The 19,987-nt window shown below is 71.0% G+C and carries 18 protein-coding genes; 13 read left to right on the top strand and 5 right to left on the bottom strand.

Going from position 1 to position 19,987, the window contains the following annotated elements; translation table 11 throughout:
• The first annotated feature begins 183 nt into the window (after positions 1 to 183).
• From AB0J97_RS30085 to AB0J97_RS30060, 6 genes are read left to right on the top strand one after another with little or no spacing between them, the layout of a single operon-like run.
• A complete protein-coding gene (locus tag AB0J97_RS30085) occupies positions 184 to 1,026 on the top strand; it encodes an STAS domain-containing protein (protein ID WP_364094593.1) in 843 nt (280 codons plus the stop codon).
• Positions 1,026 to 1,391: an STAS domain-containing protein gene (locus AB0J97_RS30080; RefSeq protein ID WP_357695774.1), complete on the top strand. Its 366-nt coding sequence runs from the start codon at positions 1,026 to 1,028 to the stop codon at positions 1,389 to 1,391. The genes AB0J97_RS30085 and AB0J97_RS30080 overlap by 1 nt, the downstream gene beginning before the upstream one ends.
• Before the next feature lie 8 nt (positions 1,392 to 1,399).
• Positions 1,400 to 1,783, top strand: a complete 384-nt coding sequence (locus AB0J97_RS30075) for an anti-sigma regulatory factor (RefSeq protein ID WP_357696075.1) — start codon at positions 1,400 to 1,402, stop codon at positions 1,781 to 1,783.
• Positions 1,771 to 2,772 (top strand): ATP-binding SpoIIE family protein phosphatase, encoded by a 1,002-nt coding sequence (locus AB0J97_RS30070; RefSeq protein ID WP_364094590.1) that lies wholly within the window; start codon positions 1,771 to 1,773, stop codon positions 2,770 to 2,772. Before AB0J97_RS30075 ends, AB0J97_RS30070 begins: the two co-directional genes overlap by 13 nt.
• On the top strand, positions 2,759 to 4,441 hold the full coding sequence (locus AB0J97_RS30065) for an ATP-binding protein (RefSeq protein ID WP_364094587.1): 1,683 nt from the start codon (positions 2,759 to 2,761) through the stop codon (positions 4,439 to 4,441). The genes AB0J97_RS30070 and AB0J97_RS30065 overlap by 14 nt, the downstream gene beginning before the upstream one ends.
• Positions 4,434 to 6,023 carry a fused response regulator/phosphatase gene (locus tag AB0J97_RS30060; protein WP_364094584.1) on the top strand — a complete coding sequence of 530 codons (1,590 nt, stop codon included), beginning with the start codon at positions 4,434 to 4,436 and terminating at the stop codon, positions 6,021 to 6,023. The genes AB0J97_RS30065 and AB0J97_RS30060 overlap by 8 nt, the downstream gene beginning before the upstream one ends.
• 43 nt (positions 6,024 to 6,066) lie before the next feature.
• Here AB0J97_RS30060 and AB0J97_RS30055 read toward each other — a convergent pair whose 3' ends face one another.
• Positions 6,067 to 7,389: a phenylacetate--CoA ligase family protein gene (locus AB0J97_RS30055; protein ID WP_364094581.1), complete on the bottom strand. Its 1,323-nt coding sequence runs from the start codon at positions 7,387 to 7,389 to the stop codon at positions 6,067 to 6,069.
• 314 nt (positions 7,390 to 7,703) lie between these two features.
• On the bottom strand, positions 7,704 to 8,570 hold the full coding sequence (locus tag AB0J97_RS30050) for an NAD(P)-binding domain-containing protein (protein WP_364094578.1): 867 nt from the start codon (positions 8,568 to 8,570) through the stop codon (positions 7,704 to 7,706).
• Between the two features lie 179 nt (positions 8,571 to 8,749).
• On the opposite strand from AB0J97_RS30050, the gene AB0J97_RS30045 reads away from it, so the two are divergent.
• A complete protein-coding gene (locus tag AB0J97_RS30045; protein ID WP_352359473.1) occupies positions 8,750 to 9,103 on the top strand; it encodes a helix-turn-helix domain-containing protein in 354 nt (117 codons plus the stop codon).
• 285 nt (positions 9,104 to 9,388) lie between these two features.
• Here the strand turns inward: AB0J97_RS30045 and AB0J97_RS30040 are convergent, their stop codons facing one another.
• Both AB0J97_RS30040 and AB0J97_RS30035 read right to left on the bottom strand, forming a co-directional pair.
• Positions 9,389 to 10,045, bottom strand: a complete 657-nt coding sequence (locus tag AB0J97_RS30040) for a response regulator transcription factor (RefSeq protein ID WP_357695788.1) — start codon at positions 10,043 to 10,045, stop codon at positions 9,389 to 9,391.
• Positions 10,042 to 11,535, bottom strand: coding sequence for a sensor histidine kinase (locus tag AB0J97_RS30035; RefSeq protein ID WP_364094573.1), 1,494 nt, complete (start codon positions 11,533 to 11,535; stop codon positions 10,042 to 10,044). The genes AB0J97_RS30040 and AB0J97_RS30035 overlap by 4 nt, the downstream gene beginning before the upstream one ends.
• A gap of 176 nt (positions 11,536 to 11,711) precedes the next feature.
• On the opposite strand from AB0J97_RS30035, the gene lon reads away from it, so the two are divergent.
• Positions 11,712 to 14,072, top strand: a complete 2,361-nt coding sequence (lon, locus tag AB0J97_RS30030) for an endopeptidase La (RefSeq protein ID WP_357695792.1) — start codon at positions 11,712 to 11,714, stop codon at positions 14,070 to 14,072.
• A gap of 88 nt (positions 14,073 to 14,160) precedes the next feature.
• Here lon and AB0J97_RS30025 read toward each other — a convergent pair whose 3' ends face one another.
• Positions 14,161 to 14,580, bottom strand: a complete 420-nt coding sequence (locus tag AB0J97_RS30025; RefSeq protein ID WP_364094569.1) for a helix-turn-helix domain-containing protein — start codon at positions 14,578 to 14,580, stop codon at positions 14,161 to 14,163.
• A 39-nt stretch (positions 14,581 to 14,619) separates the two neighbouring features.
• On the opposite strand from AB0J97_RS30025, the gene AB0J97_RS30020 reads away from it, so the two are divergent.
• From AB0J97_RS30020 to AB0J97_RS30000, 5 genes are all read left to right on the top strand, one after another.
• Positions 14,620 to 15,432, top strand: coding sequence for an SAM-dependent methyltransferase (locus AB0J97_RS30020; protein ID WP_364094566.1), 813 nt, complete (start codon positions 14,620 to 14,622; stop codon positions 15,430 to 15,432).
• A 296-nt stretch (positions 15,433 to 15,728) separates the two neighbouring features.
• Positions 15,729 to 16,691 carry an ATP-binding cassette domain-containing protein gene (locus AB0J97_RS30015; protein WP_357695798.1) on the top strand — a complete coding sequence of 321 codons (963 nt, stop codon included), beginning with the start codon at positions 15,729 to 15,731 and terminating at the stop codon, positions 16,689 to 16,691.
• Entirely contained in the window at positions 16,688 to 17,344 is a 657-nt protein-coding gene (locus AB0J97_RS30010) for a methionine ABC transporter permease (protein ID WP_364094562.1), read from the top strand. The genes AB0J97_RS30015 and AB0J97_RS30010 overlap by 4 nt, the downstream gene beginning before the upstream one ends.
• 10 nt (positions 17,345 to 17,354) lie before the next feature.
• Positions 17,355 to 18,182 carry a MetQ/NlpA family ABC transporter substrate-binding protein gene (locus AB0J97_RS30005; RefSeq protein WP_357695802.1) on the top strand — a complete coding sequence of 276 codons (828 nt, stop codon included), beginning with the start codon at positions 17,355 to 17,357 and terminating at the stop codon, positions 18,180 to 18,182.
• Positions 18,183 to 18,283: 101 nt separating this feature from the next.
• Positions 18,284 to 19,819 carry an AMP-binding protein gene (locus AB0J97_RS30000; protein WP_364094558.1) on the top strand — a complete coding sequence of 512 codons (1,536 nt, stop codon included), beginning with the start codon at positions 18,284 to 18,286 and terminating at the stop codon, positions 19,817 to 19,819.
• Positions 19,820 to 19,987 lie beyond the last annotated feature (168 nt).

Raw genomic sequence — 19,987 nt, 5'->3', positions numbered from 1 at the left:
AGGCGATGACGACAGCATGTCAGCAAAACTCGCCTCGCCGTTCATCTACCCAGGAAGAACGAACTCAAGAGGACACACCCCGCGAGGCCCCCGTCGCGTACAGTCGCGGACGCCAAACGGTCCGCTACCTGGAAAAATCGCTCTAACATACGGTGACACCGTCACTCGCTAGCCAACCCAGGAGTGATCTTGACCGTCCAAGCCGATGCCGCCAGGCGACGCATTGAAGACCTGCTCCGGCAGCACGAGGAGCAGATCCTCGCCCGCTGGGTGCAGATCGCCAAGGCCCCGTCAGGCGAGCTCCTCGACATATACCGGGCCTTGCGGTCCGCGCTCGACCAGGGCAAGGGGGACCTCGCCGACGTCCGCGGCCTGCTCGCGGAGCTCTCCCGCACCCGCGCCCGCGCGGGCCACGCGCCGGCCGACACCGCCCGCGCCGTCTTCGGCCTCAAGGAGGCCCTGTACGAGGTCGTCGAGGCCGACGGCGAGGCCGAGGCCCTGCGCGGCTTCATCTGGTTCTCCCGGCTCATCGACGACCTGGGCCTGCTCACCTTCGAGATCTTCTCCGACGCCCGCGAGAAGATCATCCTGGACCAGGCCGAGCAGCTGCTCGAACTGTCCACCCCGGTGGTCAAGCTCTGGGAGGGCATCGTCGCCGTCCCGCTGATCGGCACCCTCGACTCCGCCAGGACCCAGGTCGTGATGGAGAAGCTGCTGCAGACCCTGGTCGACACCGGGGCCGAGCACGCTGTGATCGACATCACCGGCGTGCCCGCCGTGGACACCCAGGTGGCCCAGCACCTGCTCAAGACCGTGGTGGCCGCCAGGCTGATGGGCGCCGAATGCGTCATCTCCGGCATCCGCCCGCAGATCGCGCACACCATCGTCACGCTCGGCATCGAGTTCGGCGACATCGTCACCAAGGCGTCGCTGGCCGACGCGCTCGCCCACGCCTTCAGGCGCAGCGGCGTGCAGGTGATCCGGTCGCACAACGCCCGGATCGCCGTGCGGGCGGAGGACGCCTGATGCAGCGGGTGCCCGTACTCAAGCTCGGCGACATCCTGATCGTCTCCATCCAGATCGACCTGGAGGACCAGAGCGTCCTGGCCCTTCAGGAGGACCTGGCCGATCGGGTCGTCGCCACCGGGGCCAGAGGCGTGATCATCGACATCACCGCGGTGGAGATCGTCGACTCCTTCATCGGCCGCATGCTGGCCACCATCGCCACCATGTGCCGCATGCTGGACGCCCAGACGGTCGTCGTCGGCATGCGTCCCGCGGTGGCGATCACCCTGGTCGAGCTGGGCCTGTCGCTGGGCGGTGTGCGTACGGCGCTGAACCTGGAGAAGGGAGTGGCGCTCCTTGACCACGTCAGGGGCGCCGACAGGTGACCGAGACGATGACGATCGCGGGCAGCGCGGACGTCGTGATGGTCCGGCAGGTCGTGCGGACCCTCGCGATCGAGGCGGGGTTGTCCCTCGTCGACCAGACCAAGATCGTCACTGCGGCCAGTGAGCTGGCCCGCAACGCGCTCGTCTACGCCGGCGGCGGCGACGTGCGCATCGACCTCGTCGAGAACGGCAGGAAACGCGGCCTCAAGCTGATCTTCAGCGACGAGGGCCCCGGCATCCCCGACCTCGACAAGGCGCTCACCGACGGTTTCACCACCGGCGGCGGGATGGGCCTCGGCCTCGGCGGCTCGCGCCGGCTGGTCGACGAGTTCGACCTGATCTCCGCCCCCGGCAAGGGCACGACCGTGACGGTGACCAAGTGGGCCAGGTGACCCCGGCCTGGGTGCGCGCCGAGGACCCGAGCGCCGTCGGCGCCGTCCGGCGGCAGGCGGTCGCGCTGGCCGAGGTGGCCGGCTTCGACACCACCCGCACCGGGCAGATCGCCGTGGCCGTCAGCGAGGCCGTGTCCAACCTGGTCAAGCACGCCGTGGAGGGCGTCGTCCTGGTCCGGCCGCACCCCGAGGCCCCGCTCGGGGTGGAACTCGTCGCGGTGGACAAGGGCCCCGGCATGGCCGACGTGGCCCGCGCCCTGCGCGACGGCTACTCCACCTCCGGCACGCTCGGCATCGGCATGGGCGCGATCGCCCGCATCGCCACCGGATACGACGTTCACTCGGTGCCCAGTATGGGCACTGTGCTCGTCATGCATTTCACCGCTGAGGGCACGCCCGGCCCGCCATTGCGCGCCAGCGGCCTGACCCGGCCGATCGGCGACGAGGTGAGCTGCGGGGACGGCTACGCCATCGCGGAGAACGGCGAGACGACGACGGTGCTGCTGTGCGACGGGCTGGGCCACGGCCACATCGCCGCCGTCGTCGCGGACACCGCCGTCGAGCTGTTCGCGCAGGTCAACGACCAGGAGCCGCTGTCGATCCTGGAACACCTGCACCGCGGGCTGAGCGGCACCCGCGGCGGCGCCGTCGCGGTGGCGAGGGTCGGGCCGGACACCGTCACCTACGCCGGTCTCGGCAACGTCTCCGGCTGGGTGGCCGACGCGACCGGCCGGCAGGGCATGATCTCGCTGCCCGGCATCGCCGGCCACCAGGGACGCACCCTGCGCCAGTACGAGTACCGCATCGCCCCGTACGCCACCGTCGTCATGCACTCCGACGGCCTGACCGACCGATGGGACCCCGGGAACGTGCCGGGGCTGTTCGCGCGCACCCCCGCGGTCATCGCGGCGGGCCTGCTGCGCGAGGCCGGCAGCAGGCGTGACGACGCCTGCGTGGTGACGGTGAGGCCTGGCAATGGCGGGAACTGAGCTCGTCAGGATCGGCCTCGACACCGACCAGGACGTCTTCGTCCTGCGCCGGCTCGGCCGGGCCGCCGCCGAGTTGGTCGGGCTGGAGTCGCAGGACCAGATCAGGGTCGCCACCGCCCTCAGCGAGGTGGGCAGGGAGGCGTTCGGCAAGGGCGCCGCCGCCGTGATCACGCTCGGCCGCGACGTGCTGCTGATCAGCATCCGGCACACCAGGCCATCCGGTTTGGACCGCTCCGAAGGCGTGACACTGGCCGGTCGGCTCGTGGACGACATCACCCTCGGCGACGGCCACGTCACGATCACCAAGCGGCTGCGGCCACGGGCGGCCGCCGTCCCGCTGGAGTCCATCCGCGCGGGCCTCGCCAAGCTGGCCCCGGTCAGCGCGCTGGAGGAGCTGCGCGAGCAGAACAGGGAGCTCGCCGAGACCCTGGAGGACGTGCTGCGGCTCAACTCCGAGCTGCAGGAGACCAACACCGGCGTGCTGGCCATGTACAACCAGCTCTCGGCCGAGCTGGAGGAGACCAACAGGGGAGTCGTCGCCCTGTACGCCGAGCTGGACGAGAAGTCCACCCAGCTCCGCGAGACGATCGAGGCGCGCAACCGCTTCTGGGCCACCGTCAGCCACGAGCTGCGCACCCCGCTGAACTCCGTCATCGGCCTGGTCCGGCTGCTGACCGGCCAGGGCGGCGAGCCGCTGACCGAGGAGCAGACCCACCAGATCGGGCTGATCGGCGACTCGGCGCAGACGCTGCTCGAACTCGTCAGCGAGCTGCTCGACATGGCCAAGGCCGAGTCCGGCCGCCTGGATCCCCAGCCCACGCTGGTCAACCTGTCCCGGATGGCCGGGCAGCTGCACGTCACCATGCGTCCCACCAGCGAGCGCGCCGGGGTGACGCTGAGTCACGAGATCGCTCCGGAGGCCACCGAGCTGTACGCCGACGAGAGCATGTTGATCAGAATTCTGCGTAATTTGCTCTCGAACGCGCTCAAATTCACGCAAAGCGGGCAGGTAGTGCTGGCCGCGCATGCCGACGAAGCCAATGGCGAGATCGTCATCACGGTCACCGACAGCGGCATCGGCATCTCGGAGGAACATTTGAGGCGCGTGTTCGAGGACTTCTACCAGGTTCCCGGCTCGCTGCAGGTCAGGGCAAGGGGCACCGGCCTCGGCCTCCCGTACGCGCGCAGGCTCGCCGAGGCGCTGGGCGGCACGCTGGAGCTCACCAGCACCCAGGGCGAGGGCACCGTCGCCACCCTGCGGCTGCCGCACCAGATCGGCACGCCCGAGCTGGAACGCGTGCTGATCGCCGACGACGACGAGGTGTTCCGCGCCAGTGCCCGCCGCATGCTCTACGGCTTCACCGTTCATGTGGACGAGGCCGCCGACGGCGCCGCCGCGCTCGACGTCATGGCCGCCTCCCCGCCCGACGTGATCCTCGTCGACCTGCTCATGCCCCGCGTCGACGGCAACGTCCTGCTGCACCAGATGGCCGAGGACGAGCGGCTGAGCGGCATCCCCGTCGTCATCGTGACCATCGCTCCGCAGCACGCCCCCGGCAATTGGCCGGTACTGTCCAAGCACGGGCTGCGCAGGGAACACCTCCTGCAGGCCATCCGCAGCGCCCGCCAGGGCGAGAACGGCGGTGCTGGAGAGGACCAGGATGTCTGAGTCCGCACGCGTGCTGGTGGTGGACGACACGCCCACCAAGCGCTACATCCTGTCGAGCTGGCTGCGCCGCTCCGGGCACCAGGTGCTGGAGGCGAGAGGCGGCGAGGAGGCACTCGGCATGCTCGCCGCCAACCAGATCGACCTGGTCGTCCTCGACGTCCGCCTGCCCGACATCGGCGGCTACGAGGTCTGCGAGCTGATCAAGGCCAACCCGGCCACCGCCTCCATCCCCGTCATCCAGGTGTCGGCCAACGCGATCACCCCCGCCGACCGCACCGAGGGCCTGGAACGCGGCGCCGACGCCTACCTGAGCGAGCCCATCGAGCCCACCGAGTTCGCCGCCACCGTCGAGGCCATGCTGCGTTACTACCGGGCGCGCTGGCGGGCCGAGCTGATGGCCGAACGCCTGGCCAAGCTGGCCGAGGTGACCCTGCGGATGAACGAGGCCGAGACGTTCGACGAGCTGCTGACCGTGGCCGTGGAGGGCACGGCCGAGGTGCTCGGCCGCTACTGCGGCACGCTCGCCGTGCTGCCCGACGGGCGGCTGCGGCGCTACCGCGCCCGGCCCGGCGAGCCCGCCGCCGCCCAGGCCGCCGCCCCCGACGTGCTGGACCGCCTGTCGAAGCTGGCGCTCAAGGACGCCGCCAGGGCCCGGGTGTTCACCCTGGACAGCACCGAGTGGCAGGGCCTGCTGCCCGACGTGCGCGCCGAGGGCTCCACCACCGGCGTGCTCTGCCGTACCAAGAACTCCCCGTCGCCGGTCTACCTCGGGGCCGAGGCCGTCTCGCCGCTCGACGCCGACGAGGTCAACCTGCTGCGCCAGCTCGGCCAGGAGCTGGCGCTGGCCCTGGGCGCGCTGCGCGCCTACACCGAGGAGCACGACATCGCGCTGACCCTGCAGCGCAGCCTGCTGCCCAGCCGCATCCCCGAGGTGCCGGGCCTGCAGGTCGCGCTGCGCTACCAGCCCGCCGTGGACAACGTCGAGGTCGGCGGCGACTTCTACGAGGTGCTGCAGGTCGACGGACGCGTGCTGGTCGCCGTCGGCGACGTGGAGGGCCACTCCCTGCACGCCGCGACCGTCATGGCCGAGGTGCGCCACGCCCTGCGCGCCTCGCTCATCGCCCAGGTGGACCTGAGCGCCTCCCTCGACCTGCTCAACCAGATGATGCGGCGCTACCACCGGGGCCTGACCGCCACCGTGTGCCTGATGCTCATCGACCCGGCCACCGGCGAGATCGAGCTGGCCAACGCCGGGCACATGCCGCCGCTGTTCGCCGGGCCCGGCAGCTCCTACCACACGCTGGGGAACCTGCTGCTCGGCGCGGTGCCCGAGCGGTACCAGGTGGACCGGCTCAAACTGCCGCCCGGCGGCACGATGATGTTGTTCACCGACGGGCTGCTGGAGGACCGGCACGTCCTGCTCGACGACAGCATGGAGAAGGCCAGGCAGCTCGCCGAGACCGTCGAGGACGACCTGGAGGACTTCGCCGAGCGCATGCTGGCGGCGTTCGGGGCGCGCGAGGACGACGTGGCGCTGGTCGTCGTCCGCCGCACGCCCGACGCGGACTCCGCCGGAACCTGACCGCGCAGTCCCGGCGGCCTCTTGGGGGCCTCCTGGGGGCGCGTCAGCGGGTGTAGCGGTGCTTGGCTCCCGGCGGGAAGTACTCGGCGTCCCCGGCCTCGCGCAACCGGATGAACGGCATCTGCTGCGCCACCGGCACGTAGTTCGCGAACTCGCTGTTCAGCCGCAAAAGCTGGGCCAGGATCGAGGCGCCCACCGCCTGGGCGACCTCGTCGGAGGGCTTCTCGCCGGGCATCAGCTCCACCGTGACCGTCAGATGCCGGTCGTGGTCGGCGTCCTCCGCCACCTCCATCACGAACTTACCCGTCACCGACCCGCTGACCTCGGGCTGCTCCAGCCCCACCGCGATGTTCTCGGGGTAGACGTTCGCGCCGTAGTAGGACAGCGTGAAGTGGCTGCGGCCGAACACGTAGACGAACGGGTGGCGCGGGCCGGAGGCGGCGGCCCTGAAACCGTGCCGCTCGGCGAACTCCAGCATGCGCTCGTACGGGATCACCCCGCCCTCGTCGGCGATGTGGTATCGGATCAGGGGGACGCCGTTGTCGCCGGAAAACAGCAGCGTGCCCTCGTGCTCCTCGAAGAAGCGCACCCGAGGGTCGTACTGCACCAGGGTCGGCAGGCGGGACTCCCCGAACAACTTCCTGGCCGTGTCCGGACGTCCGGCCAGGAAGCGGCGCAGCTCGACCGAGAGCGGGGTCTCGTTGCCGAGCACCCCGGCGTCGGCGGTGCCGTACAGGGAGGCGATCCCGCGCACGGGGTCGGCGATCCCGGCCCGTTCGGCCACCAGCGTGCGCCACTCCTCGCTGAACACCTCGCCCGCCGTGACCAGCTTGACGTTCCAGTCGGCCCAGGGGAGCGGCTCGGTGTCGATGACGTTCTTCAGGAACGGCGGATAGCCCAGCAGGACCACCTGGTCGAAGTGCGGCGCCAGCTCCGGCAGCACCCGGGCGATCTCCCTGCGGTCGGTGCCCGGCGCGACGACGGTGATCGGGTAGCCGCGCTCGGCCAGGTGACGGCAGCACTCGATGGTGAACAGGCCGCCCACCCAGGTGCCGAGGGCGAAGCAGACCACGGCCAGCGTACGGCGTTCGCGGGCGTCGAAGGAGTCCCGGAAGACCTCCTCGAAACGGGCGGCGATCACCCGCTCGTCGGCGACCGAACGCGGCCAGAACGACGGCGTACCCGTCGAACCGGACGACACGGCGATCATGTCCCCGATCACGCCGTCCCGGCAGAGGTCGGGGAGGGGGTGACGGCGGATGTAGGCGTCCTTGGACGTCATCGGCAGCCGCCTGAAGTGCTCCGGAGCGGTCACGCTCGCGGGCTCGACCCCGTGCTCGGCCAGGAACGAGCGATAGGCCGGCACGGTCGCGGCCACCTGATGAAAGAGCTCAAGGGGATCCATGGGGTACGCGCGGCCGTCCGCCCAGAACCCCGGCCCTGAACGCCCACCACGCCTCCTCCCTCCACTGATTGATCGTCTCCACCCCCATGGTGACACCACCCACTACACCCGACACCCCTCCACCCCCCCGCCCCCTCCGCGCTCGGCACTGCCGGTTGCAGCTGAAGCTGTCGGTGTTCAGGGTGAGCTGTCGGATTCCGCCTTCGGCTCCGATCTTGGTGAGGGAATGCTCAGCCATGACGGCGCGGGGACTCCTACCGATGAGGTGAGCCGGCTTACGGCTGTCGCGCCGGCTTCCTGAGCACCTCGGTGAGGGCCGAGATGTTCTGATCGCCGTAGCCCGCCTCAACCGCCCGCCTCACCAGGTCATGGAGCGGGGCGAGCCAGGTCGTGTCGACGTTCGTCTCCCTGGCCAGGTCCTCGTCGTGGGCCGCCGCCGCCAGGAACAGGTTCACCGAGGAGGCGGCGTCGGTGTAGTCGCCGCTGTCGATCTCCTTGGCGTAGATCGGCAGCAGGGACTTGATCATGTCCAGCCACTTGCCGGCGAAGCGCACCATCGTGTTCACCTCCAGCCCGCGCGCCTGGACCGCGGCGGCGCCCTGGAAGAAGCCGACGAGTGCCGGCAGCAGCATGGCGCCCACCGCCATCTCGTACAGGGCGGCCAGGTCGGCCTCGTCGCCGAGGTGGACGGTGTCGCCACCCAGCACCTTCAGGGTCGTCTCGAACTCCTCGAAGACCGCCTTGTCGCCGCTGTAGTACAGCAGGGTGTCCGGCGCTCCCACGGCCGAGGGCACGTTCTTGACCGCGCCGGCCAGGACCCGGGCGCCATGGCCGATGGCCCAGGCGGCCGTCTCTCGGGCGCCGGCCGGGGAACCGCTGTTGAGGGTGACCAGGGCTCGTCCGCGCAGCGACGCGCCGGCGGGCCGCAGTGCCACCCGGGTGTCCTCGAAGGTGGTCAGGCAGGTGATGACCAGGGGACTTGCCGCCACCGCGTCCTCAATGGCCTCCGCATGTCTGGCTCCCATGGCGATGAGGGGCGCGGCCTTGGCGGCGGTCCTGTTCCAGACGGTGGTCGGGTGTCCGGCCTTGACGAAGGCCTCGGCCAGTGCTGTGCCCATGGAGCCCAGTCCGATGACGGTCACAGGTGTCAGGTTCTTCGCGGTCATATGCATGCTCCAGCCACAGAGATGAGGAGATGGGCGCGCTGTAGTGGAGACCGTTGTGGTCTGGCGCGGGCCTGTTCCATGCTGGCTGGAGCGCCTGCATTCTCTCAAGTACCTACATTTTTGCCGGGTACTGACATAAATGTAAGCATAGGTCGGTGAAGGAGACGAAGAAGCGGACGTTCACCTGCGGTCTCGACGCCGCCATCGCTGTCATGGGAGGCAAGTGGAAGGGACTGATCCTTTTCGCGCTCCAGGATGGTCCCCTGCGCTTCGGGGAGTTGCGGCGCGCGGTGCCTGGCATCAGCGAGCGGGTGCTGATCCTGCAGTTGCGGGAGATGCAGACCGCCGGGCTGCTGCATCGCGAGGTCTATCACCAGGTCCCGCCGAAGGTGGAGTACTCGCTCACCGAGTTCGGTCATTCACTGAACACCGCGATGGCGCCGCTCGGGGAGTGGGGCGAGGAGCACGTCGAGCGCATCGAGGCCATTCCGTGGGACCAGGTGGGGTGAACGTGAGCGGATGGATCGGCAGGCCTCATCACCCCCTGCTTCACCCTCCCGCCGCCCGCCCCTCTCCCCTCCGCGCCCGCGTGCGCCCACTTCCGCGCCATGGACCTTCGCGTTCGCGCACACCTGTCTTCGCGCAGCTCCGCCTCGATGTGCGCATGCGTTGGCATCCCCGCGTCAGCGCCCGCTCGCGGGGCCTGCCGTACCCTGTGCCCGCCGTACCCCCGCCCGTGGGGCGCTGTACGGCCGGTGTCGCTCGGCGGCTTCCGTCCGCAAGGGGCGGTGGGGTTACTCGCCTGGGCGGACGAGGCCGGTTTCGTAGGCGAAGACGATGGCCTGGGCGCGGTCGCGCAGCCCGAGTTTCGTCAGCACCCGCCCCACATGCGTCTTGACCGTCTGCTCGGCCACGAACAGCTTCTGGGCGATCTCCTGGTTGGACATGGCCTGGGCGACCAGGATGAGCACCTCGGTCTCGCGCTCGGTCAGCTCCTCCGGCCGCCGGCCCGACGGCGGACGGGGACCGCCCAGCCGGGCGAACTCGTGGATCAGCCGCTTGGTGATGGCCGGCGCGATGAGCGCGTCGCCGGCCGCGACCACGCGGACGGCCTCCGCGAGCTGGGCCGCCGACGCGTCCTTGAGGAGGAAGCCGCTGGCGCCCGCCCGCAGCGCCTCGTAGACGTAGTCGTCGAGGTCGAACGTGGTCAGGATGAGCACCTTCGACGCCGGGCACGCCGCCAGCAACTCCCGGGTCGCCTCCAGCCCGTTCATGACCGGCATGCGCACGTCCATCAGCACCACGTCGGGGCTCAGCGCGACGGCCCGCGTCACCGCCTCGCGGCCGTCGGCGGCCTCGCCCACGACCTCGATGTCCGGCTGGCCGCTCAGGAACACGGTGAACCCCGTGCGGACCATCCCCTGGTCGTCGGCGATCAGCACGCGGATCACGCGGCACCCTCCCTCTTCCCGATCGGCGACCCGATCGCTGACTTGATCGGCGACTCGGTCGGCGGTTCGATCGGCAGCTCGGCGCTCACCTGGTAGCCGCCGCCCCGCGCGGGCCCGGCGTCGAGCGTGCCGCCGAGCAGCGCCGCGCGTTCGCGCATGCCGACCAGCCCCTGACCGGCTCCGGGAGCGGCGGCGGGGGACCGGCCGGGGCCGTTGGCGACGCGCAGGCGCAGCGTGCCGTCGTCGCGGGTGATCTCCACGGTGACGCTCGACCCCGGCGCGTGCCGCATCGCGTTGCTGAGCGACTCCTGGACGATCCGGTACGCCGACAACCCCACCGCCTGCGGCAGCGGCCCGATCGGCCGCCGCAGGCCGACCTCCACGGTCAGCCCCGCGTTGCGGGCGTTGCCCACCAGCTCCTCCAGCCGGTCGAGGCCGGGCTGCGGCGCGGTGTCGGTGCGGCCGTCGGGGTCGCGCAGCACGCCGAGGACCTGGCGCAGCTCGGTGATGGCCTCCAGGGACAGCGCGCGGATCTCGGCCAGCCCGGCCTCCAGCTGCGACGGGTCGCCCGCGGCCCTCAGCGGCACGGCCTCCGCCTGGATGGCGATCACCGACATGTGGTGGGCCACCACGTCGTGCAGCTCGCGGGCGATGCGGGCGCGCTCCTCCAGCACCGCGTGCGCGCCCTCGGCCTGCCGGGTGCGCCGCTCCTCCTCGATGAGCCTGGCCGTGGCGTTGCGCCGGGCGCGGACGTTGTAGCCGAACAGCAGGACGATCCCGGCCGCGCCCGCCACCACGGGCGCCGAGTCGGCGTCGACGGCCAGGCACAGCAGGACCGTGATGATCCCGGCCCCCAGCGTGATGCGCCGCTCGCAGCGCACGCCCACGGAGTAGAGCGCCAGCATGTACGCCAGCCCCACCGTCATCGGGTAGGGGGCGTAGCCCTCGTCCCGCCCGATCGTGACCTGGGCGTAGACGGCGACGGGGGTCAGCACGACCGCCGCCCGCCAGGCCGCCAGCGGCCACCGGTTGCGCAACGCCACGGGCAGGCCGGCGGCCAGGGCCGCGAGCACGACGACGCCGCCCCAGAGCGGCAGGGGAGCGCCCGGCGTGGCGGCGGCCTGCTCGTTCCAGTCCGTGACCGTGGACAGCGTGACGCCGAACAGCTCGACGGCGATCAGCAGCTCGGCCGCCTGCAGCAGGCTGAACGTCTGGACCGGGACCAGCGGCGCCAGCCACCGCGGCACCGGCATCCGCAGCCACCGGGAACGGGGCCGCGGCGGAGGATCGGCGCTGCCCGTGAGCAGCGCGAGCGTGAACGGCCGCAGCACGGCCGCCGACACCCGGCCCAGCGCGATCACGAACCGCACGGCCGCCCCTCCGGACGATGCCGCGGGCTCACCGGGCGGGCCGCCGGGAGCCGGGGACGCGCCGGCGCGCGCGTCGCCCGGGAGGGCGGGAGGCGCGGAGCGGCCGTCACGGTGATTCACCTGGTCAAGGATACGGACGGCCGGGCGGCCCGGCATCAGACCCAGGTTTGATAGCGGTGTCACTCTCAGGTATCGCTTACATCATTACGATCGCCGTGAGCGAACATCGGCAAGGTTGGGAACAACAGCGCGCTCTGATGAATTGAGTCGGTATAACTCAACCCTTTGGAGTTCGTATGAGTGAGAGCTTGATCCTCCCGGTGCTGCCGCTCGACGACGAGGTCGTCCTGCCGGGCATGGTGGTTCCGCTGGACCTGTCCGACTCCGAGGTGCGTGCTGCGATCGACGCGGCCCGCGCGTCCGGTGGTAACAAGCCGCGGGTCCTCCTCGTTCCCCGGATCGACGGCCGTTACGGCGCCGTCGGCGTCCAGGCCGTGGTCGAGCAGGTCGGGAGGCTGCCCGGCGGTGAGCCCGCCGCCGTGGTCCGCGGTGTCGACCGCGTCCGCGTGGGCACCGGCACCACCGGCCCCGGCGCCGCACTCTGGGTCGAGGCGGACACGGTCGACACGGTTCCGGCCGGCGAGCGCGCCCAGGAGCTGGCCAAGGAGTACAAGGCCCTGGCCACCACCATCCTGCAGAAGCGCGGCGCCTGGCAGGTCGTCGACCAGGTCAACCAGATCGACGACCCCTCCGTGCTGGCCGACAGCTCCGGCTACACCCCGTGGCTGACCACCGCCCAGAAGGTCGAGCTGCTGGAGGCCGCCGACCCGGCCGACCGCCTGGCCAGGCTGATCGAGTGGTCCCGCGAGCACCTCGCCGAGCTCGACGTCGCCGAGACGATCCGCAAGGACGTCCAGGAGGGCATGGAGAAGCAGCAGCGCGAGTTCCTGCTGCGCCAGCAGCTCGCCGCCGTCCGCAAGGAGCTGAAGGAGCTCAACGGCGACACGGCCGAGAGCGAGGAAGAGGACTACCGGGCCCGCGTCGAGGCCGCCGACCTGCCGGAGAAGGTGCGCGAGGCCGCGCTCAAGGAGGTCGACAAGCTGGAGCGGACCTCCGACCAGTCGCCGGAGGGCGGCTGGATCCGCACCTGGCTCGACACGGTGCTCGACATCCCGTGGAACGAGCGTACCGAGGACAACTACGACATCGCGGGCGCGCGGGCCGTGCTCGACGCCGACCACACGGGCCTCGACGACGTCAAGGACCGCATCATCGAGCACCTGGCCGTGCGCAAGCGCCGCCAGGACAAGGGCGTCGGCGTGGTGGGCGGCCGGCGCAGCGGCGCCGTCCTGGCCCTCGCCGGCCCTCCCGGGGTCGGCAAGACGTCGCTGGGCGAGTCGGTGGCCCGCGCCATGGGCCGCAAGTTCGTCCGGGTCGCCCTCGGCGGCGTGCGCGACGAGGCCGAGATCCGCGGACACCGGCGCACCTACGTCGGCGCCCTGCCGGGCCGCGTCGTCCGGGCCATCCGCGAGGCCGGCTCGATGAACCCGGTCGTCCTGCTCGACGAGGTCGACAAGGTCGGCGCCGACTACCGCGGCGACCCCACGGCGGCGCTGCTGGAGGTGCTCGACCCGGCCCAGAACCACACCTTCCGCGACCACTACCTGGAGGTCGAGCTCGACCTGTCCGACGTGCTGTTCCTGGCCACGGCCAACGTGCTGGAGGCCATCCCCGGCCCGCTCCTCGACCGCATGGAGGTCGTCACCCTCGACGGCTACACCGAGGACGAGAAGGTCTCGATCGCCCGCGACCACCTGCTGCCCCGGCAGCTGGAGCTCGCCGGGCTGACCCCCGAGGAGGTCAAGGTCGACGACGCCGCGCTGCGGCGGCTGGCCGGGGAGTACACCCGCGAGGCCGGGGTCCGCTCGCTGGAGCGGGCGGTCGCCCGGATCCTGCGCAAGGTGGCGGCCAAGGACGAGCTGCCCGTCACGGTCGGCGCCGACGACCTGGTCGGCTACATCGGCCGGCCGCGGTTCGTGCCGGAGTCGTCGCTGCCCGAGTCCACCCAGCGCACCTCGGTGCCGGGCGTGGCCACGGGCCTGGCGGTGACCGGGGCCGGCGGCGACGTGCTCTACGTGGAGGCGTCGCTGGCCGACCCGGAGACCGGCGAGACCGGCCTGACCCTGACCGGCCAGCTCGGCGACGTGATGAAGGAGTCGGCCCGGATCGCGCTGTCCTACCTGCGCTCGCACGGCGCGGAGCTGGAGCTGCCGGTCACCGCGCTGAAGGACCGGTCGGTGCACGTGCACTTCCCGGCGGGCGCCGTCCCCAAGGACGGTCCCTCGGCGGGCGTGACGCTGACGACCGCGCTGGCCTCGCTGCTGTCCGGCCGCCAGGTCCGCTCCGACGTGGCCATGACCGGTGAGATCTCGCTGACCGGGCGGGTCCTGCCGATCGGCGGCGTCAAGCAGAAGCTGCTGGCCGCCCACCGGGCGGGCATCACCACGGTGCTCATCCCGGCGCGCAACGAGCCCGACCTGGACGACGTGCCCGAGGAGGTCCGCAACGAGCTGACCATCCACGCGGTCAGCGACGTGCGCGAGGTGCTCGACATCGCGCTCACCCCGGCCGAGGTCGCCACCACGGTCGCGGCCTGACCCGGCCCGCTCCCTCCGACACCGCCCCGCCGCACCCGGTTCCTTCCGGGGGCGGCGGGGCGGCCCCATGTGTGGCCGGAAGAGGGCCTCAGTCCGCGACCAGCAGCGTCTCCAGCTCCTCCAGCAGCGCCACGACCCGGGCGGCCCGCTCGGGGTCGTCGCCCACCGCCGCCCGCACCGCCTCCGCCACCGGCCTGGCCGCCCGGCGGTGGACCGCGTTCAGCGCCGGCTCCGTGACCGTGACCTGGGTGCGCCGCCCGTCGTCCGGGTCGGGCGCGGTCCGGACGAGGCCCCGCTCGCGCATCCTGGCCACCGACGCCGACACGTGGCTCTGGACGAAGCCCGTCCTGGCCTGGATCTCGCCGACGGTGCTGCCCGGGTGGCGCAGCGCGTCCTCGAAGACGGCCTCCTCGCCGGGGGTGAGGGGCGGGCCCTTGGTCTCGCCGGCCGCCGTCTTCGACAGCTCCACGAGCCGCCGTCCGAGCCTTCGCATCCGCGCCACGTTCATGGTCGTCGATTGTATCGCTGGAGATGTATCGTCAGCGATATGAATGGGGTGGCGAAGACGGCGGTGGGCGCGGCGTGGTTGCGGGCGCGCGAGAGCGAGCGGCCCGACCGGCTGTTCGACGACCCGTACGCGGCGGCCTTCGTGGCGGCGGCCGAGACCGAGCGGGCGGATGCGGGGCGGGGGAGCGGGGCGGCTGGGCTCTTCGGTGACCACCTGGTGTTCAGGACCAGGTTCTTCGACGACTATCTGAGCGAGTCCGGCTGCGGCCAGGTCGTGCTGGTGGCCGCCGGGCTCGACAGCCGCGCCTACCGCCTCGACTGGCCGCCCGGCGTGCGGCTGTTCGAGCTCGACCTGCCCGAACTGCTGGCGTTCAAGGACGGCGTGCTGCGCGGGCTGGGCGCGACGGCGCGGTGCGAGCGCGTCCCGGTGCCGGTGGACCTGCGCGAGGACTGGCCGGGAAGCCTGCGCGCGGCCGGGTTCGACCCGGCGCGGCCGACGGCCTGGCTGGCCGAGGGGCTGCTGATCTACCTGAGCCCGGCCGAGGCCGCACGGCTGCTCGACGGCATCGGCGCGCTGTCGGCGGCGGGCAGCGGGCTGGCCTTCGAGCACGACCCGGCCGCCTCCGCCGCACTGGCCGAACGGGCGCGGACGATGCCCGAGCTGCGCCGGATCGCCACGCTGTGGAAGGGCGGCCTGGGCGAGGACGCCGTCGCGCGGCTGAATGCCCGCGGCTGGCGGGCGCGTACCGTCGACGCGTCCGCCCTGGCCGCCCGCTACGGTCGCCGCGCCCCGGGCGGCGCCTTCCTCACCGCCACCCGCAGTGACGCAGATCACCGCAATTCCCCGGAATAGGAGTATGTAAAAGCGGTGTTAGCAACGGCGTGAACGAGGCATACGCGAACGACCACCGCGCCCACCGGGACGCCATGTGTTGTCGCCTGCGTATGGGGCGAATGCCGGCCCGTTAGAGACCAGATCCCGCCCGTTCTCCTCGAAGGTCACCATGATCCACACCTTTTGCTTCGTGCTGCGCAGGCTGAGTCACCTGCCGTTCCCTCCGGGCAGCCACTAGATCCCACCGTTTCGACGGTGATGTTCGTGTCAGGAAGCGGCCCGTCGCCGGCCGCTCTCAGTCGTGGGGATTTTTCGTGATCCAGGCTTCCGGCCTGCGCAAGCAGTACGGCCAGACCGTCGCGCTCGACGGCGTCGACCTGCATGTGCGCGAGGGCGAGATCTACGGCGTGCTCGGTCAGAGCGGCGCCGGCAAGAGCACGCTGCTGCGCTGCGTCAACCTGCTCGAACGCCCCACCGCGGGCACGGTCACCGTCGCCGGGCAGGACCTGACCGCGCTGCCCGGCCGCGAGCTCAACCGCGCCAGGCAGCGCATCGGCATGATCCACCAGCATTTCGCGCTGCTGTCCTCGCGCACGGTGGCCGGCAACGTCGCCTTCCCGCTGGAGGTCATGGGCGTGCCCAGGGCCGAACGGCAGCGGCGCGTGGCCGAGCTGCTCGAACTCGTCGGCCTCCAGGGACGCGGCGGCGACCGCCCCCACCAGCTCTCCGGCGGCCAGAAGCAGCGCGTCGGCATCGCCAGGGCGCTGGCGGGCAACCCGTCGGTGCTGCTGTCGGACGAGGCCACCTCCGCGCTCGACCCGGCCACCACCCAGTCCATCCTCGCCCTGCTCAAGCGGCTCAACGCCGAGCTGGGCCTGACGATCCTGCTCATCACCCACGAGATGAACGTGGTCAAGAGCGTCTGCGACTCGGTCGCCATCATGTCCGGCGGACGCGTCGAGGAGTCGGGTGCGATCGCCGACCTCATCAGGACCCCCGGATCCCGTCTGACCAGGGAGATCTTCCCGCTGCCCGAGCCCGCCCCGGCCGGCGCGGTCACGCTCACCTTCACCGGCGACCCGGGCCGCCCGCTGGTCTCGGAGATGGTGCGCAAGTTCGACGTGGACGTCAACATCCTCGGCGGCTCGATCGAGGACCTGGCCGGCGGCTCGGTCGGGCGCCTGCGGGTGTCGCTGACCGGCGCGGAGTCGTCCTCGGCGCTGTCGTTCCTGCGGGCTTCCGGGCTGATCGTCGAAGTCGCGGGGGAGGCCGCATGACCTGGGAAGAGATCGTTCCGCTGCTGTGGCCGGCCACCTGGGAGACCGCCCAGATGGTGGGGTGGGCCACGCTGTTCACCGTGCTGTTCGGGCTGCCGCTCGGCGTGGCGCTGGTGGCCTTCGACCGGGACGGGCTGCGTCCGCTGCCCGCGTTGAAGTCCGCGCTGGGGATCGTCGTCAACGTCGGGCGGTCGCTGCCGTTCATCGTGCTGATGATCGCGATCATCCCGTTCACCCGGTTCGTCATCGGCACCACGATCGGCACCGCGGCCGTGGTGGTGCCGCTGACCGTGGGGGCCGTGCCGTTCTTCGCCCGGCTGGTCGAGACGGCGTTGCGCGAGGTCGGCACCGACGTCGTGCAGGCGGCGCAGGCCATGGGCGCGAGCCGGACCGCCGTCGTGCGCAAGGTCCTGCTGCCCGAGGCGCTGCCGGGCCTGGTGTCGGGGCTGACCGTCACGATCGTCGCGCTCATCGGGTACTCGGCCATGGCCGGCACCGTCGGCGGCGGCGGGCTCGGGGACCTGGCCGTGCGCTACGGCTACCAGCGGTTCGAGACGCTCGTGATGATCGTGACCGTCGTCCTGCTCATCGTCATCGTGCAAATTCTGCAGAGTCTGGGCGACTGGGTCGCTCGGCGCATTTCACATAAGTAAGGAAAAAAACATGAAGATCCGTTCGATCTTGGGTGCTGCCGCGCTGTCCCTGTTGCTCGCCGCATGCGGTACGTCGCAGTCCGCGACCAGCACCCCCGCCGCCGAGTCGGCCGACACGGTGCTGAAGGTGGGCGCGAGCCCCGTCCCGCACGGCGAGATCCTGAAGTTCGTCAAGGACAACCTGGCCCCGGCCGCCGGGCTGAAGCTGGAGATCGTCGAGTTCACCGACTACGTCCAGCCGAACGTGCAGCTCGACGAGGGCCAGCTGAACGCCAACTTCTTCCAGCACAAGCCCTACCTGGACGACTTCAACGCCTCCAAGGGCACCAAGCTGAGCTTCGTCACCCCGGTGCACCTGGAGCCGCTCGGCCTGTACTCCAAGAAGATCACCTCGCTGTCGGCGCTGGCCGACGGGGCCACCGTGGCCGTCCCCAACGACGCCACCAACCTCGGCCGCTCGCTCAAGCTGCTCGCCGACAACGGCCTGGTCAAGCTCAAGGACGGCGCGGGCACCGCGGCCACCGAGCGCGACGTCACGGACAACCCGAAGAAGCTGCAGTTCAAGCCCCTTGAGGCGGCCCAGCTCCCGCGCGCGCTGGACGACGTGGACGCCGCGGTGATCAACGGCAACTACGCCATCGAGGCCGGGCTCAAGCCGGCGAGCCAGGCGCTCGTGCTGGAGAAGACCGAGGGCAACCCGTACGTCAACGGGCTGGTCGTGCAGGCCGGCCACGAGAAGGACGCCGGCATCGTCACCCTCGGCAAGCTGCTGCAGGACCCGAAGGTCAAGGACTTCATCAAGCAGAAGTACGAGGGCTCGGTGATCCCCGCCGAGTGACCTCCGGCGTCGATCGGCGCCGAAGCCGCGGCCCTCCACCGGGGAGCCGCGGCTTCGGCGCGCCCTAGCGCCGCCGCCGACGGACCGAATACTGTTCTAATATGTACCCGGGAGCCATCGCAGCCGTCACCCCCGACAAGCCCGCTGTGATCATGGCGGGCTCCGGGCAGGTCCTCACCTACCGCGAGCTCGAAGAGGAGTCCAACCGCCTGGCCCACGCCTTCCGCGAGGCCGGGCTCAAGCCCGGCGACCACGTCGCCTTCATGCTCGCCAACCACCCGCTCTTCCTGGCCGTCGCCTGGGCCGCGTACCGCGCGGGCCTGTACTACACGCCGATCAGCTCCCGCCTGCGGACCGACGAACTCGCCTACATCGTGGACAACTGCGGCGCCCGGGTCTTCATCTCCAGCGCGGACCTGGCCGAGGTGGCCACCTCGATCACCGCCGCCACGCCGGGCGTGGAGCTGCGGCTCATGCTCGACGGCGTAGCCGAGGGTTTCGTCTCCTACGAGGAGACCGTGGCCGGCCGCCCGGTCACCCCGATCGCCGACGAGTGCCAGGGCGCCGACATGCTCTACTCCTCCGGCACGACCGGCCGTCCGAAGGGCGTCAAGGTGGCCGCCTCGCTGGCCCCGCTGACCGAGTCGAACACGCTGGTCCGGCTCATCCAGGGGCTGTTCGCGCCGTCGGCGGACAGCGTCTACCTCTCGCCCGCGCCGTTGTACCACGCCGCGCCGCTGCGCTACTGCCTGTCCTTCCAGCGGCTCGGCGCCACGGTGGTGGTGATGGAGCGCTTCGACCCCGAGGAGTACCTGCGGCTGGTCGAGCGGTACGCGGTGACGCACTCGCAGCTCGTGCCGACGATGTTCATCAAGATGCTCAAGCTGCCCGAAGAAACCCGGAAGAAGTACGACCTGTCGTCGCTGGTCTGTGCCATCCACGCCGCCGCGCCGTGTCCCGTGCCGGTCAAGGAACAGATGATCGACTGGTGGGGCCCGGTGATCCACGAGTACTACGCGGGCACCGAGGGCAACGGCTTCCTCTACGTCGGCTCCCAGGACTGGCTGGCGCACAGGGGCACGGTCGGCCGTTCGCTGCTCGGCGTCGTGCACATCTGCGACGAGGAGGGCGAGGACCTGCCGCCCGGCGAGCACGGCACGGTCTACTTCGAGAACGGCGCCCGCTTCGAGTACCACGGCGACCCCGACAAGACCCGCTCGGCGCAGGACCCGAAGGGCCGCGGCTGGACCACCCTCGGCGACATCGGCTACCTCGACGCCGACGGCTTCCTGTACCTCACGGACCGCCGCTCGTACATGATCATCTCCGGTGGGGTGAACATATACCCGCAGGAGGCCGAGAACGTGCTCGCGGTCCATCCCAAGGTGGCCGACGTGGCCGTGTTCGGCGTACCGGACGAGGAGATGGGGGAGCAGGTCAAGGCCGTGGTCCAGCCGATGACGGCGGCCGAGGCGGGACCGGCGCTGGAGGCGGAGCTGATCGCGTACTGCCGGGAGCGTCTGGCGCACTACAAGTGCCCGAAGTCGGTCGACTTCCGCGACGAGCTCCCACGCCACCCGACCGGCAAACTCTACAAGCGCCTCCTGAGGGACGAATACTGGCCCGCCCGCACCTGACCACCCCCTGCGACGGGCCGATACGCACGTATTTCACCTTTTTTTGCCCGTTCTCGGCGCGGCGGCATGGCCTGCGAGCAGCGCAGATAAGGCGTGAGTGAGTCGTCTCACAGAGTTCCGATCAACGCCTTAACCAGCTCTTACGCCGTCCTTGGCACCCTTGAGCCA

Source organism: Nonomuraea sp. NPDC049607 (assembly GCF_040675375.1).
Classification (GTDB): Bacteria; Actinomycetota; Actinomycetes; order Streptosporangiales; family Streptosporangiaceae; genus Nonomuraea.
This window is presented reverse-complemented; position numbering and strand designations above follow the sequence as displayed.